This is a genomic window from Mesorhizobium sp. YL-MeA3-2017 (assembly GCF_030814575.1).
In the GTDB taxonomy this organism is placed as follows: Bacteria; Pseudomonadota; Alphaproteobacteria; order Rhizobiales; family Rhizobiaceae; genus Mesorhizobium; species Mesorhizobium terrae.
Genome location: NZ_JAUSVH010000001.1, coordinates 4,739,545 through 4,754,578 on the forward strand (window position 1 = coordinate 4,739,545; position 15,034 = coordinate 4,754,578).

The 15,034-nt window shown below is 63.1% G+C and carries 11 protein-coding genes; 6 read left to right on the forward strand and 5 right to left on the reverse strand.

Features of this window, described 5'->3' with window-relative positions:
- Positions 1–32: 32 nt before the first annotated feature.
- The gene (locus tag QFZ88_RS22300) at positions 33–476 is read right to left on the reverse strand and encodes an SRPBCC family protein (RefSeq protein ID WP_024925230.1); all 444 of its coding nucleotides are present in this window, start codon (positions 474–476) and stop codon (positions 33–35) included.
- A 224-nt stretch (positions 477–700) separates the two neighbouring features.
- Here QFZ88_RS22300 and glgX point away from each other — a divergent pair, with 224 nt between their 5' ends.
- Together glgX and QFZ88_RS22310 are read left to right on the forward strand one after the other, a co-directional pair.
- On the forward strand, positions 701–2,671 hold the full coding sequence (glgX, locus tag QFZ88_RS22305) for a glycogen debranching protein GlgX (RefSeq protein ID WP_036254891.1): 1,971 nt from the start codon (positions 701–703) through the stop codon (positions 2,669–2,671).
- A 20-nt stretch (positions 2,672–2,691) separates the two neighbouring features.
- Positions 2,692–4,320: an alpha-glucosidase family protein gene (locus QFZ88_RS22310; protein WP_024925232.1), complete on the forward strand. Its 1,629-nt coding sequence runs from the start codon at positions 2,692–2,694 to the stop codon at positions 4,318–4,320.
- Between the two features lie 73 nt (positions 4,321–4,393).
- Here QFZ88_RS22310 and QFZ88_RS22315 read toward each other — a convergent pair whose 3' ends face one another.
- Positions 4,394–6,172, reverse strand: a complete 1,779-nt coding sequence (locus QFZ88_RS22315; RefSeq protein WP_244431227.1) for a pilus assembly protein TadG-related protein — start codon at positions 6,170–6,172, stop codon at positions 4,394–4,396.
- Positions 6,172–6,633: a TadE/TadG family type IV pilus assembly protein gene (locus QFZ88_RS22320; RefSeq protein WP_081766933.1), complete on the reverse strand. Its 462-nt coding sequence runs from the start codon at positions 6,631–6,633 to the stop codon at positions 6,172–6,174. Before QFZ88_RS22320 ends, QFZ88_RS22315 begins: the two co-directional genes overlap by 1 nt.
- Positions 6,634–7,013: 380 nt before the next feature.
- Between QFZ88_RS22320 and QFZ88_RS22325 the strand changes: the two genes are divergently transcribed.
- The 4 genes from QFZ88_RS22325 (at position 7,014) to QFZ88_RS22340 (ending at position 12,335) form a co-directional block, all read left to right on the forward strand.
- Positions 7,014–8,606: a peptide ABC transporter substrate-binding protein gene (locus QFZ88_RS22325; RefSeq protein WP_024925235.1), complete on the forward strand. Its 1,593-nt coding sequence runs from the start codon at positions 7,014–7,016 to the stop codon at positions 8,604–8,606.
- Positions 8,607–8,673: 67 nt separating this feature from the next.
- On the forward strand, positions 8,674–9,597 hold the full coding sequence (locus QFZ88_RS22330) for an ABC transporter permease subunit (protein WP_024925236.1): 924 nt from the start codon (positions 8,674–8,676) through the stop codon (positions 9,595–9,597).
- Positions 9,590–10,714 (forward strand): ABC transporter permease, encoded by a 1,125-nt coding sequence (locus QFZ88_RS22335; RefSeq protein WP_024925237.1) that lies wholly within the window; start codon positions 9,590–9,592, stop codon positions 10,712–10,714. Before QFZ88_RS22330 ends, QFZ88_RS22335 begins: the two co-directional genes overlap by 8 nt.
- Position 10,715: 1 nt before the next feature.
- Entirely contained in the window at positions 10,716–12,335 is a 1,620-nt protein-coding gene (locus QFZ88_RS22340) for an ABC transporter ATP-binding protein (protein ID WP_024925238.1), read from the forward strand.
- A 148-nt stretch (positions 12,336–12,483) separates the two neighbouring features.
- Here QFZ88_RS22340 and QFZ88_RS22345 read toward each other — a convergent pair whose 3' ends face one another.
- Both QFZ88_RS22345 and QFZ88_RS22350 read right to left on the reverse strand, forming a co-directional pair.
- Positions 12,484–12,798 (reverse strand): YMGG-like glycine zipper-containing protein, encoded by a 315-nt coding sequence (locus tag QFZ88_RS22345; RefSeq protein ID WP_024925239.1) that lies wholly within the window; start codon positions 12,796–12,798, stop codon positions 12,484–12,486.
- A 139-nt stretch (positions 12,799–12,937) separates the two neighbouring features.
- Positions 12,938–15,028 (reverse strand): O-antigen ligase family protein, encoded by a 2,091-nt coding sequence (locus QFZ88_RS22350; protein ID WP_024925240.1) that lies wholly within the window; start codon positions 15,026–15,028, stop codon positions 12,938–12,940.
- Positions 15,029–15,034 lie beyond the last annotated feature (6 nt).

Consider the following 15,034-nt stretch of genomic DNA (forward strand, 5'->3'; position numbering starts at 1 on the left):
GCGCCGTTCCCTTTTGACGACCGCCGCTGTTGTTACTGGCGGATATCGGGCTCGACCACATTGGCGAGTTGCAACAGCGATTCCTGCCAGCCGAGATAGCAGGCGGCTTCCGGGATCATATCCGGTATTCCGGCCTGCTCTATCTTGATGTCGGTGCCGCAGAACACTTCGGTGAGTGCGACCGTAACCTTGATCTCGCCCGGCAGATTGGGATCGTCGAAGCGGTCCGTATAGACCAGCTTGCGATGGGGCTCGAGTTCCAGAAACTCGCCGCCGAACGAATGCGCCTGGCCGGTCGTGTAGTTCTTGAATGACATGCGGAAGGTGCCGCCGACCTTGGCATCGACATGGTCGACACTGCACAGGAAGCCGTAGGGCGGCAGCCAGCGGCGCAATGCATCCGCATCGAGAAAGGCGCGATAGACCTTTTCGGGCGGGGCCTTGAGGACGCGATGCAGATGGATGGTATAGGGCATGACCTTACTCCTCATCGATTATGGGCGGGAAACGACGTCCCTGGCTCAGGTTTCAGGTGCACCTGACCCTCTCGATCCCTGGCGAATTGTCCAGCCCGAGTGCGTCATTTGGTTGAAGAGTGCTGCAACCTCCTGACAGGCACTCGACGGCTTCCGAGATGCGGCAAGGTTGCTATTGTTGGATGCTGGCGAGTCGCCGGTGACGATGATTTCGTTCCAGGAGTATCGCCATTCTCGGAGCACGCCCCGACAAATCCGGTACTGAATTCACGGTCTGGTCGAGCCAGGCCGGCAAGATCGAGCTCTGCCTTTTCGACGCGGATGACCGCGAGACACAACGCCTGCCGATGGCGCGCGGGGCTGACGATATCTTCCGGCTGCGTGTGGGCGGCATCGGCGAGGGCGCGCGTTACGGCCTGCGCGCCGACGGCGACTATGCGCCGGAACGCGGCCTATGGTTCGATCCTGAAAAGCTGCTGGTCGATCCCTATGCCGTCGAGATCGATCGCCCCTATGTTTACGATGCAAGGCTTGCCGCCCGGCGCGGCGAAGGCGGCGACACCGCGCCGTTGATGCCCAAGGCGGTGGTGCGCGCCTTGTCCGATCCGGTGTCGGCGCGGGCGCCGTTGTTCGAGCCCGGCGGGTTGATCTATGAATTGTCGGTTCGCTCCTTCTCCATGCGACACCCGCAGGTGCCGGACGAGGATCGCGGCACGCTGCGCGCGCTCGCCCATCCAGCGATCGTCGATCATTTGAAGAAGATCGGCGTTTCGGCGGTGGAGCTTATGCCGGTGACGGCGAAGATCGACGAGCGCCATTTGCCGCCGCTCGGCCTGACCAATGGCTGGGGCTACAACCCGGTCACCTTCATGGCGCTGGACCCACGCCTGGCGCCGCGGGGTATCGCCGATCTGCGCAGCACGACCAAGGCCCTGCATGGGGCCGGCATCGGCGTTATCCTCGACCTGGTTTTCAACCACACCGGCGAGAGCGACGAGCGCGGCCCGACCCTGTCGCTGCGCGGGCTGGACAGCCGCGCTTATTATCGCCACGCGCCGGACGGGCGCCTCGTCAACGATACAGGCACCGGCAATACGCTGGCCTGCGACCACCCGGCTGCGCGCGATCTGGTGCTGGCCAGCCTGCGCCACTTCGTGCGAAACGCGGGCGTCGACGGCTTTCGCTTCGACTTGGCGCCGGTGCTGGGGCGTAACGACCAAGGCTTCAACGCCAATGCGCCGTTGCTGGCCGCCATGCGCACCGACCCTCTGCTTTCCGACCGTATCCTGATCGCGGAACCCTGGGATATCGGCCCTGGCGGCTATCAGCTCGGCCGGTTCGGTCAGCCCTTCCTGGAATGGAACGATAAATATCGCGACGACGTCCGCCGTTTCTGGCGCGGCGATGCCGGCATGGTCGGCCGGCTGGCGACGGGGCTGGCCGGCTCCTCGGATGTGTTTCCCGGCACGGCGAGCCGCACGGTCAATTTCATCGCCGCCCATGACGGTATGACGCTGGCCGACCTCGTCAGCTACGAGAAGAAGCACAACGAAGCCAATGGCGAGGCCAATCGCGACGGTCACGACGAGAACCTGTCGTGGAACCATGGCGTCGAGGGCGAGAGCGACGATGCCGGCGTCGCGTTACATCGGGCGGGCGACCAACGCGCGCTGCTTGCCACCCTGTTTGCCTCGCGCGGTGCTATCATGCTGACCGCCGGCGACGAGTTCGGGCGCAGCCAGCGCGGCAACAACAACGCCTATGCGCAGGACAACGCCATCACCTGGCTGGACTGGGCCGGCCGCGACCGCGCGCTGGAAGACCATGTCGCGGCACTCGCAGCCTTGCGCGGTGCTGTACCCGTGCTGCGCGATCCGACCTTGCTCACTGGCCAGCCGCAGAAGGGCGATGCATGCGCCGACGTCGAGTGGCTGACCGAGACCGGCCAGCCGATGGACGACAGCGCCTGGAACGACCCGCGCCGGCGACGCCTGGCGATGGTTCTGGGCGTGGCAGGCGTCGACGGTGGCCGGCTTGCTGTGCTCGTCAACGGCGACCGCCGCGCTTCCTCCTTCGTGCTGCCGGTGCGCGATGGCTACAACTGGGTCGACGCGCTGGACCCTGCCGCCGATGCAGAGGCCTGGCGCCGGGTCGAGGGCAGGGCGGTGGTGTTCATGAGCGAACGCAAGCGGTGACCAGACAAGGGAGAGGCGAAATGACCACTGTCGGTCATGAATGGTGGCGCGGTTGCGTCATCTACCAGATCTATCCGCGCTCCTTCCAGGACACGACGGGCGACGGCAGCGGCGACCTCAACGGCGCCACCGCGCGTCTCGCTCATGTCGCTTCGCTTGGCGTCGATGCGGTCTGGCTGTCGCCCTTTTTCAAATCGCCGATGGCCGACATGGGCTACGACGTCTCCGATTATCTCGACGTCGACCCGATCTTCGGCTCGCTGGCCGATTTCGACGCGTTGGTGGCGGAGGCACATCGCCTCGGGCTGAAGGTCATCATCGACCAGGTGCTGTCGCACACCTCCGACAAACACGCCTGGTTCCAGGAGAGCCGCTCCAGCCGCGATAACCCCAAGGCCGACTGGTATGTCTGGGCCGAACCCAAGCCGGACGGTTCCGCACCCAACAACTGGCTCTCCGTGTTCGGCGGCCCGGCCTGGGAATGGGACGCGACGCGGCGGCAATATTACATGCACAATTTCCTGGCCGCCCAGCCCGATCTCAATTTCCATAACCCCGCGGTTCAAGCCGCGCTTCTGGAAACGGTGCGCTTCTGGCTGGAGCGCGGCGTCGACGGCTTCCGCCTCGATACAGTGAACTATTTTGTTCACGACCGCTGGCTGCGCTCCAACCCACCGCTGGTTGCCAGCCTCGCCGGCACGCTCAACGAGACCAACCCGTATCTCTTCCAGGAGCATCTGTTCGACAAGACGCGGCCGGAGAACCTGGAGTTCCTCAGGCGTTTCCGTGCGTTGATCGACGAATATGGAAACCGTGCCGCGGTCGGCGAGGTGGGCGACGAAGGGCGTTCGCTGCAGACCATGGCGGCCTATACGTCGGGCAATGACCGTCTCAACATGTGCTACACCTTCGACCTTCTGGGCGGTGCCTTCTCGGCCGCGCATGTGCGCGGCTGCGTCGAGGCATTCGAGAAGGCGGCGCCGCAAGGCTGGGCCTGCTGGGCCTTTTCCAATCACGACGTGGTGCGCCATGTCAGCCGCTGGACGCCGCCGGGCGGCGATACCGATACCGTGGCGAAGTTCGCGGTCGGCCTCATTGTCTGCCTGCGCGGTTCGATCTGTCTTTATCAGGGCGAAGAACTCGGTCTGCCGGAGGCCGAACTCGCCTTCGAGGATTTGCGCGATCCGTATGGCATCCGCTTCTGGCCGGGTTTCAAGGGGCGCGACGGCTGCCGCACGCCAATGCCGTGGCAGGTGGGCGCCGACAATGCCGGCTTTTCGACCGCGAAACCCTGGTTGCCGGTGCCGGACCAGCATCGCGCCCGTGCCGTCGATGTCCAGGCTGGCGATGATGGCAGCGTGCTGGCCGCCTACCGTGCAGCGCTTGCGCTGCGCCGAGTTCACCCCGCGCTGGTCAGGGGCTCGATCCGTTTCCTCGATGCGGAGGGCGACGTGCTGGCTTTCATGCGCGAAGCGGACGGGCAGCGGCTGCTCTGCCTGTTCAATTTCGGCGGGACGGAGAGCTCGTGGCCACTGCCGGATGGGTTCGAGATCGCCGAGGTGTTCGATCTTTCAGGAGCGCGGGCGACGCTCGGCGATAGCGGGGTCTTGCTGCCGCCACTGGGGACGCTTCTCGGCCGGCTGCGCTAAACAGAAAAGTAGCGGGAGAGCTCTTGCGAGCCTCCCGCCTTCAGCATTTCGGGCAAGGGTGGGGAAAACCTGCCTACAGCACAAGAACCGATTGGCCGCAGGTAGCACCGGTGACGCGGACGTCGGCCTGGCCGAGGCCGATGCCGAGCGACTGAAGCAACCCGGCAAGCAAATTATCCAGCGGAGCGGTGACCGTCTGCAGGATCGGCATCAGAGCCGGTGTGATCGTGTTGGTAATAAGCCCTGTCAGGACGGCGAGATCTAAGCCCGCCACGGTGACGCTCAGGTCAAGATTCCCGAGCAGCGAGGTGGTCGCGGAGTTCGTGAAGTTTGAGGAGGTGACGGTCTTTGGGGCCTTCGACGTTATGTCGGAATTGTTGAACGTCAGCGGCGTCGTAATCGTGTTGCCGATATCGACGTCCGCATAGGCGTTCACAGTTATGAGGCTGAGCTGGAGCAGCAGCAGGTTGATGCTCACATTGACGATGGGAGCTGCACTGAAGCTCTGCGGCTGCGTGAAGTCGGCGAAGCCCGTGCCGCTGGTCTGCGCGATCTTGACGCTGCCAATTCCCGGCCGCGCCGCGATCGAGACCACGCGGCTTGCTGGCAATCCCGTCGGGCAGCTGATGTCGGTGAGCGTGCCCTCGGCATAAGCGAGTTCGACATTGACCGGCAGTGTAATCACCGCCGAGTTCAATTTGACGCCCGCGGCCGGCTGACTGGTGCTGGGAATGACCTGGACGAGCAGTTTCAGCCGCGTCTGGGCGGTGCGTACTACGGAACCCTTCTGCCCGACCCTGAACCAGGGGGCGGATTGCGGCGGCTGGCCGACGGCGACGGAGGCGGTAATGCTGAGCACGCCTGGGATATTGATCGCCGTACCGAGGTCGATCTGCTTGCCGCCGTTTGCGAGGCCGGCAGCGGCGGAGACCATGCCGAGCACGCCGGCATCGACGGTCAGGCCAGCTGGCCGCTGGCCGAGGCCGAGACGACCGACATTGCCGAGATCGACCAATGCATTGAGCGGGATCTTGATGAGATTGGTCGCGCCGGCGGCCATTGTCTGCAGGGCGAGCTGGCTGCGCGAATCCAGTCCGGGCACGCCAGCCAGCGCGCCAAGTATCTGCCCGACCGTCGCCTTGGACGCCAGCACATCCGAATAGCTGACGCCGGTGAGATTGAGCTTGATGGCGAGCTGGTCGAGGAAGGAAAGCACGTTCACGTCGGCGCTGAGCAGCGAATTATAGTCCATCGCGTTCAGCGCGACATTGGTGCCGAGGAAGCCGCCGAGCAGCGCGTTGAGCAAGGGGCTCTTGCTGGTGTCGACCGAAGCGAGCCGCGAGCCGATGGAGAAGGTGGCCTGCGGCGTGGTCGAGGCGATGGCGCTCGCGCCGATCTGCGGTGGTGCCATGAACGCTCCACCGAAATACAGCGTACCGATCTTGCGCATCGACACTGAGACGGCATTGTAAGGCGTCACACCGGCCTGGAACCGCTGACCCAAGGCCGCGGTTGGCGTGTAGCGGCCGCGCACGACGCTGACCACCGGCTTGCCGGCCGTCGGCGTGCCCGAGCCAGCTGCTACCACTGTGGCGCCATTCAACCCATTGTCGCCGAAAGCCGCCAGCACCGCCGCCTCCGCATTGGTGATGTTGGAGCCGGCGGCGATTGCCGCGAGATCGGTCAGCGATTGCGCCGCGCGCCGCTCATTGTAGAGCGAGCCTTCGTCGACGGCCACCGCCATGGCTGCCACCGCCACCGGTGTGCACAAGGCCGCCATGATGGCGATGTTGGCGCCGCGATCGCGCAGGAAACGCCGGCCAAGGGCCGCAAACTCTGCGAGGATGCGCATCATATCCCCCCGACGCGGATCGTTGATTGGCGGGAAATGGTGGTTCCCGGCAATGGCAGGCCGGACAGCAGATTCCAGATCGGCAGGTTGCGCGCGTCATAGCTGACGGTAACGACGAACTGGCTGCCGTCGGCTTTGCTGTCCTGCGCTAGGACCGTGAGCTTGGTGCTGTCCACGAAGGGATAGCCGGCCGCATTGTTGGCAAGGAAGGTGGTGACGAGCGACTGTCGCTCGGTCTGATTGGCCCCGCCTATGGCGGTTCTGGCCGCATCGGCCGCCAGCTGTTGCACCGAATGGCTCGCGCCGAAGTAGATGCCATATGCAACTATTCCGAGTACAAACAGGATGAAGAGTGGCGCAAGAAAAGCAAATTCTACCGCTGACGTGCCTTTGCCATCAACTTTCCATCTCGAAAGTATCGAACGAATTTTTAAAGCTGAAGTTCCTCGTATACTATGCATGCTTTCTCCCGCCTAAAAAAGAAAAGCCTACAAAAGTACGGTGAAATGTAACCGTCGGTTGCTTAATGGCGCATTAATATTTTAGCCGCGTGTCAAGTAATCCGGCGTTGTAGGGGCGCTAAGCCGTTTAATGGTTAGCTACAGGTTACGCTTTTGATTTCATTGGTTTTTCAAAGGCTCTGCACAATATTTGTTTCCGGGTGACGTTGGGGAAGGTTGCGCGGATGTTGAAATAAAAAATCGCGGCGTTAGTGTCTGCCCATCTGCCGCGGAGAGGGAACCGCGGCTCGCCCAAGGGAGAGGCCGGTGAACGGTCAGCGGGCGTCAACACCTCCGCGGGCCCGACAGGAAGCCCGCACGACTAAGGGAGATTTGTTTTCATGCTGAAAAACATGCTGAAGGCGACAGTGTTCGCCACCACCTTCGCTTTGGCTGGCGGCGCCTTCCACGCGGCCGCCTATGCCGAAGTCGTCTATAACCGCGGCAGCGCCGCCGAGCCGGAAACGGTCGATCCGCACAAGACCTCGACCGTCTATGAAGCGCATGTGCTGCGCGACCTGTTCGAAGGCCTGGTCATGCAGGATGCCAAGGCCGGGCTCATTCCGGGCGCCGCCGAAAGCTGGACGGTTTCCGACGACGGCAAGACCTATACGTTCAAGCTGCGCAAGGACGGCGTGTGGTCGGACGGCACCCCGGTAACGTCCGAAGATTTCGTCTATGCCTTCCACCGCCTGGAAGATCCCAAGACCGGCGCTGAATACGCCTCCATGCTCTATCCGGTCGCCAATGCCGAGGAAGTCAACAAGGGCAAGGCCAAGCCGGAGGAAATGGGCGTCAAGGCGATCGATGCCAACACGCTCCAGATCACGCTGAAGGCACCGACCCCGTACTTCCTGGAGATGCTGACCCACCAGGCGACCTACCCGATCAACAAGGCATCGTTCGAAAAGCTGGGCGCCGAGTGGGTGAAGCCGGGCAAGCTGGTTTCCAACGGCGCCTACACGCTGGCCGAATGGGTACCGAACGACCATATCAAGATGGTCAAGAACCCGAAGTTCCATGATGCCGCCAGCGTCAAGATCGATGTGGTCAACTTCATCCCGACCGAGGACCGCTCCTCGGCGATGAAGCGCTTCGAAGCCGGCGAAATGGACAGCTATGACGATCTGCCGACCGAGCAGCTGCCTGACCTGAAGGCGAAGTTCGGCGACCAGATCCGCGTCGCGCCGTATCTCGGCACCTATTATTACGCCATCAAGACCGACAAGAAGCCGTGGGACAATCCGGAACTGCGCAACGCCATCTCGATGGCGATCGACCGCGACTTCCTGGCCGAGAAGGTCTGGAACAACTCCATGTTCCCTGGCTATTCGATGGTCCCGCCCGGCATCAAGGGCTACACGCCGGCGATGGCCAAGTTCGCCGAGATGTCGCAGATCGACCGCGAGGATGCGGCAAAGAAGATCCTGGAGAAGCTGGGCTACAGCCCGAGCAATCCGCTGAAGATGGAAATCCGCTACAACACTTCGGAGAACCACAAGAACACCGCGGTCGCCATTCAGGAACAGCTGAAGCCGCTGGGCGTCGAGGTGACGCTGCTTAACACCGACACCAAGACCCACTACGCCTTCCTCCAGGAGAAGGGCAATTACGACGTCGCCCGCGCTGCCTGGATCGCCGACTATCAGGATCCGGAAACCTTCCTCGGCATCACCCGCAAGGACAGCGGCAACAACTATTCGAGCTACAACAGCCCGAAGTTCGAGGATGCCATGAACAAGGCAGCCGCCGATGGCGGCAAGCCTGAGCTGCGCATGAAGGATCTCGCCGAGGCCGAACGCATCATGATCGACGACGTCGGCCAGATCCCGCTGCTCTACTACAGCTTCCACAACATCGTTTCGCCGAAGCTGCACGGCTTCGAAGACAACGTGATGGACGTTCATCCGTCGCGCTTCATCAGCAAGGACTGACAAGTCCTCCAGAGCCGCCGTCCCTCAAGGGGCGGCGGCTTCCCTTTGCAGGTGAGGTACGGCGGCCATGCTGCTTTATGTGTTCAGGCGGTTGCTGACCGCCATCCCGACGCTATTCGTGATTGTCACGCTGGCGTTTTTCCTGATCAGGGTCGCTCCTGGCGGGCCCTTCAACCAGGAGCGTGGGCTGAACCCCGTGATCCAGGCCAATCTGGAAGCCCAGTTCGGCCTCAATGATCCGCTCTGGAAACAATATCTCAACTATATCAATAATTTGCTGCATGGTAGTTTCGGGCCGAGCTACAATCTGCCCGACTTCACGGTGGGCGAACTCTTCGCCAAGGGCCTGCCGATTTCGATCCAGCTCGGCTCCTCGGCGCTGATCCTGGCGCTGATCCTGGGCTCCATTCTCGGCATCACGGCCGCGCTGAACCAGAACAAGGTCGGCGACTATGCGGTGATCGCGCTGGCCACCGCCGGTTCCACCATCCCTACCTTCGTCATCGCGCCGCTGATCCAGCTAGTCTTCGGGCTGAGTTGGAAGCTGCTGCCGATCGGCGGCTGGGGCGATGGCGCACTCGTCAACAAGATCGGCCCGGTGCTGACGTTGGCGCTGCCGCAGATCGCCATTGTGGCCCGCCTGATGCGCGGCTCGATGATCGAGTCGCTGCGCTCGCACCATATCCGCACCGCCCGCGCGCTCGGCCTTTCCGACTGGTCGGTGGTGGTCAAGCACGCCCTGCGCGGCGCGCTGTTGCCGATCGTCTCTTATGCGGGGCCTGCCGCGGCGGCTCTGCTCACCGGCTCGATCGTCGTCGAGACCATCTTCTCGATCCCGGGTGTCGGCCGTTACTTCGTCGATGCGGCACTGAACCGCGACTACACGCTGGTCATGGGCACGGTGGTGGTGATCGCCATCTTCACCATCATCTTCAACCTCATCGTCGATATTCTTTACGCCGTGGTCGATCCGAGGGTGCGCTATGACTGATATCGCAGCCACCTCCGCCCCGCATGTCGCCGGGCGTTCGCTCTGGGGCGATGCCTGGGCGCGTCTCAAGGCCAACCGCGCGGCCATGTTCAGCCTCTGCTACCTGATCGTAATGGGCGTCGTCTGCATCGCCGGTCCGTGGTTCGTGCCGCACGACTACACCGCCATCTACTCCGACTATGTGCGCACGGCTCCCAGCCTGTCGGCCTATCCGAAGGAGGATATGGTCAAGTCGGCGCTCGGCGACGTCGTCAAGCGCATGCGCGTCGACATCAAGGAGATGAAGCAGGATGGCGACACCCTTGCCGTCACGCTGACCTCGCCGAAGCCGATCGACGAGCGCTATCTGCGCTATCTCGACCGCTCCGACACGTTCGAGGGCGCATCGATCACCAGCAAATCCGCCGACGGCACCGAGATGGTGGTGGCCACCAGGGTGAAGCAGCAATATTTCCTGTTCGGCACCGACAATATCGGCCGCGACTTGCTTTCGCGTACGCTGATGGCCGGACGCATCTCGCTGGCCATCGGCCTGCTCGCCGGCGTCGTTGCCGTCGTCATCGGCGTGCTCTACGGCGCGACCGCCGGTTTTGCCGGCGGCAAGGTCGACGAGGTGATGATGCGCATCGTCGATGTGCTCTATTCCTTGCCGTTCATCTTCTTCGTCATCATGCTGGTGGTGTTTTTCGGGCGCAATTTCGTGCTGATGTTCCTGGCCGTTGGCGCGGTGTTGTGGCTGGACATGGCCCGCATCGTGCGCGGGCAGGCGCTGTCCATCCGCCGGCAGGAATATGTCCAGGCCGCCGAGGCTCTGGGCGTGCGGCAAGGCGGCATTCTGATCCGCCATGTCATCCCCAACCTGCTCGGCCCGGTCGTCATCTACATGACGCTGCTGGTGCCGCAGGTCATCATCCTGGAAAGCTTCCTGTCGTTCCTCGGTCTTGGCGTGCAGGAGCCGATGACGAGCTGGGGCGTGCTCATTTCGGCGGGCGCCAAGAACATCGGCACCGCCAACTGGCTGCTTTTGTTCCCCGCCTTCTTCCTGGTCTCGACGCTGTTCGCGCTGAACTTCGTTGGTGACGGCCTGCGCGATGCGCTCGACCCGAAGGATCGCTGAGATGGCCAACGCGCAAACCGTTCTCGACGTTCGCGACCTCAAGGTCCGCTTCCGCACGCTCGACGGCGCCGTCGAGGCCGTCAAGGGCATCAACATCAACGTCAAGGCCGGCGAGACTGTCGCGGTCGTCGGCGAGTCAGGCTCCGGCAAGAGCCAGACCATGATGGCGGCAATGGGCCTGCTCGCCTCCAATGGCGAGGCGACTGGCGCCGTCGACTACCGCGGCGCCAACCTGCTCGCCATGAAAAAGGGCGAGCTCAACAAGGTGCGCGGTCGCAAGATCAGCATGATCTTCCAGGAGCCGATGACATCGCTCGATCCGCTCTACTCGATCGGCAATCAGCTGATGGAGCCGATCCGCCGCCATCGGGGCCTGAGCGCCGCTGCGGCGCGCGAGGAAGCGCTGAAACTCCTGCGCCTCGTTCATATTCCCGACCCGGAACGGCGGCTGAAATCCTATCCGCACGAAATGTCGGGCGGCCAGCGCCAGCGCGTCATGATTGCGATGGCGCTGGCGAACGATCCCGACATCCTGATCGCCGACGAACCGACGACGGCGCTCGACGTCACCATCCAGGCGCAGATCCTGGTGTTGCTCGCCGAGCTCCAGAAGAAGCTCGGCATGGCCATCGTCTTCATCACGCATGACCTCGGCATCGTGCGGCGTTTCGCTGACCGCGTTTACGTGATGCGCTCGGGCGAGGTGGTGGAAGAGGGCGAGGCGGCCTCGCTGTTCGCCAATCCGCAGCATGCGTACACCAAAATGTTGCTGGCGGCCGAGCCGACTGGACGCAAGGCGCCGCCCGCGCCCGACGCTCCCGTGCTTCTGGAGGGCCGCAAGGTCGAGGTGACGTTCAAGATCGGCGGCGGCTTCCTGGCGGGCGATCCCGTGGTGTTGCGCGCGGTGGACGACATTTCCATTCGCCTGAAACGCAACCAGACCATCGGCATTGTCGGCGAGTCCGGTTCAGGCAAGTCGACGCTGGGCCGCGCCCTCTTGCGACTTCTGCCCAGCGAAGGGCAGATCCGCTTTGGCGGCAATGACATTTCCGGCGCCGACAAACAGGCTATGCGGCCGCTACGCCGCGAACTGCAACTGGTGTTCCAGGACCCGTTCGGCTCGCTGTCGCCGCGCATGACGGTTGGCCAGATCATTACCGAGGGGCTTTTGGTGCACGAGCCGGCGCTGTCGGGCAAGGAGCGCGACAAGCGCGCCGTCGAGGCGCTGAAGGAGGTCGGGCTCGATCCGATCATGCGCAACCGCTATCCGCACGAATTTTCGGGTGGCCAGCGCCAACGCATCGCTATCGCACGCGCCATGATCCTCAAACCCAAGGTGGTGGTGCTGGACGAGCCGACCTCGGCGCTCGACCGGTCGGTGCAGAAGCAGATCGTCGAATTGCTGCGCAAGCTGCAGGCCGACCACGACCTGTCCTATCTGTTCATCAGCCACGACCTGGCGGTGGTGCGCGCCATGGCCGACTACATCATCGTCATGAAACAGGGCAAGATCGTCGAGGAAGGACCGACCGAGGCGATCTTCGATCATCCGGCCGAAAAATACACCCAGACGCTGATGGCCGCCGCGATCGACTCGACGCATTTCAGGGCGAGCGCTTGAACCCCGCTGAAATGGCACCGCCCGCACAACTGGCGGGCGGTGTCTTCATTCCTTGAAAGAATTGCCTCGGACGCCGCCAGGCTTTCCCGGACAGGTTTGGCATTGGTTTGGTCACCGGGCGCCGAAATCGTTGCGCCCGGACAGAACCTCAGTAATCGCCGTTGTAATAGCGATCGTCGCACGGCGCGGTGTAGATGCGGCCGGAACGGTCCTGATAGCGGCACATTTCCTGGCCACGGCGCTGCGGCGTGGTGGACGAACCGACGGCCGCGCCAAGCAGCGCGCCGGCGCCCGCGCCGATCAGCGTGCTCTTGGTGTCGCGGCCGATCGCCTGGCCGACCAGTGCGCCGCCGGCACCGCCGATCAACGCACCGGTACCGGCGCGCTGGCCTTGTTCCGACGTTTCGCAGCCGGCAAGCGCGACTGTCATCAGAATGGCGGCGATAGATGTATGAAGTCGCATTGAAAAATCCTCTCCACATAGCCCCGCTGCTCCCCTGACGGGCCATTGCGGCGGAACGGGGGCAGGGGAATGCGTCGTTACCGGCGGCAACGCAACGTGATCGGCAAGGGTTCTGCGATACAGGCCGAAGCCGGCCCACCTAGAAATAGGTCTTCGGCTCGACCAGGCCCTTTTGCTGGCGAAGATAAAAACAATAGAAGCCGAAGGCGGCGGCAACCCACATGAAGGACTCGCCGATCGCCAGCCGGTTGTTCGAATTGCTGAGGATGGTGATGGCGAAGAAGACCAAGGTCGAGATGAAACACGACCACGCCGCCGGGGCGACGAGCTTGGCGCGCACGGCTAGCACGACCTGCCTGGACGACCAGATGTAGAGAAACGCAAAGAACGCCAATCCGACCACACCGTAGCGCACGGCGATTTCCAGATAACCGTTGTGGAAGATGTCGTGGATGCTGGGATGATAGGTCCTGCTCTCCCATTCGGTGAGCCAGGCCGAACTTGCGCCGAAGATCGGATGACGTTTCCAGACCTCAATCGCATCGGCCCACAACATCAGCCGTTCCTTGGCGCCAAGGGGCGTTGTGTCGCTCGCGATGGCAGCGGAAATCGCCTTGCCCAGGCCTTGGCTGAAAGTATCTGAAACCAAGGTCTTGACGAAGATCATGGTATCGCCTGCGGTGGACCAGAAGAGGTTGTGCGTGGCGACAACGCCGGCTGCCACGACCGCCAGCACGCCAGACCCGACCAGCAATTCGCGGCGATGGCCTCTGGCAAGGGCCATCACTGCCAGTACGAGGAGCGCAAGGGCGACGGCGAGCCAGACGCCTTTCGAGCGCAGCGCGATGATGTTGACGAGGGCAAACAGCAACACAGCCGCCGAAAGTGCCCAGTGCCAAGCCCTGGCGCTGCCGCTCAGGTCCGTTCTTTGCGCTGTATGGGCGATGAACTGCAGTGTGCACAGGAAGATGAAACCAGCGGCCACCGCCGCATGGATGGGGTTGTTGAACAGCCGTGCGTCCGGCTTGATGCCGTGCAGAATGTCCGAGTAGCCCGTGTCGGCAGCCAGGAAGACCAGGCTCAGGATCATGAACCAGAGCACCAGCTGTGCGGGGCGTCGGGCGAACAGCAAGAGAGAGAAACCGGTCGTCGCGTAGAGCAGCGGAAACAGATAGATGCCTTCGGCGCCGCCCAGCTGGCCCGTGCCGAAATAGACGATCGCCAGCCGGATGAAGACATAAAGCGACCAACCCAGGCACAGATAGCCGACACCGCCGATCAGCGGTTTGCTGTAGGTCCAAAGGTCCTGCCTGAACCAGCGAAAAATCGTAGCCCCGGCAAGCGCCAGGCCCGCGACGCGGTAGGTGTCGGCCTCGCGCCATACCGTGGACACCATGGCCAGAATAGCGAGGGACGCAAGCACCAGTATGAAGTTATTGCGCGGCGCGTCGTCTCTGGCGTAGTCCGGCGTTTCGCGCGGCAGCGGCGGCCTCAAGAACGTGTGATGCAGGCGGCTGAGCTGATCCTTGGCCCGGAACGCGGCGGCACCCAATCGGCTCGGCCACGGAAAACGTGCGAATTTGTAGCTGCCCGACGGACCGGCAATGCCGGAGACCGCGCTCGACGCGGCAAAGCGCACGACGTTGCGGCGCACCGTATAGACCCGAAGGCCGGTGTCCCAGAACCGTTCGAGGGCGACGTCCCACGGCATGGTCATCACCGCGAGCTTCGAAAGCAGCCCTTGTGCTCCTTCCCGGGTCACCAGATAGGCGGCGGCTGAACCCTGCGGGCCATGTAGCGCGCGGCCGATCTCGTCGCCTTGCGTCGTCGTGGCGGCGCGCAGGAACAGGCTCATGCGATGGTTGGCGAGTTTGATGACGTCGAAATCCGGCACCGCGGCGATGATGGCTTCGATGCGCGGTTTCGTGTCCTCGCCGAACAGGACATCGTCCTCGACGATCAGGCCATACGGGCTGCCGTCGGCGAGGAACGTTTCCAGCGCCTGGACGTGGCTGCGATAGCAGGCATATTCGCCTGGCAGAATGTCGCGCCCGTTCAAATTCTGCGCGGTTGGAAGATCGATCTCCGTCCAGTCTTTTTGGGCAAGCGTGCGGCCGTCGATTGCAGCGATGCGATGCAAGGTCAGGCCAGCCGCTTCGGCACTGGCATGCAACTCGCTCCAGCGGTTGGCGTCACGGTCGAGGTTAATGGCGAAGATCGGAAGGTTCATTGAAGT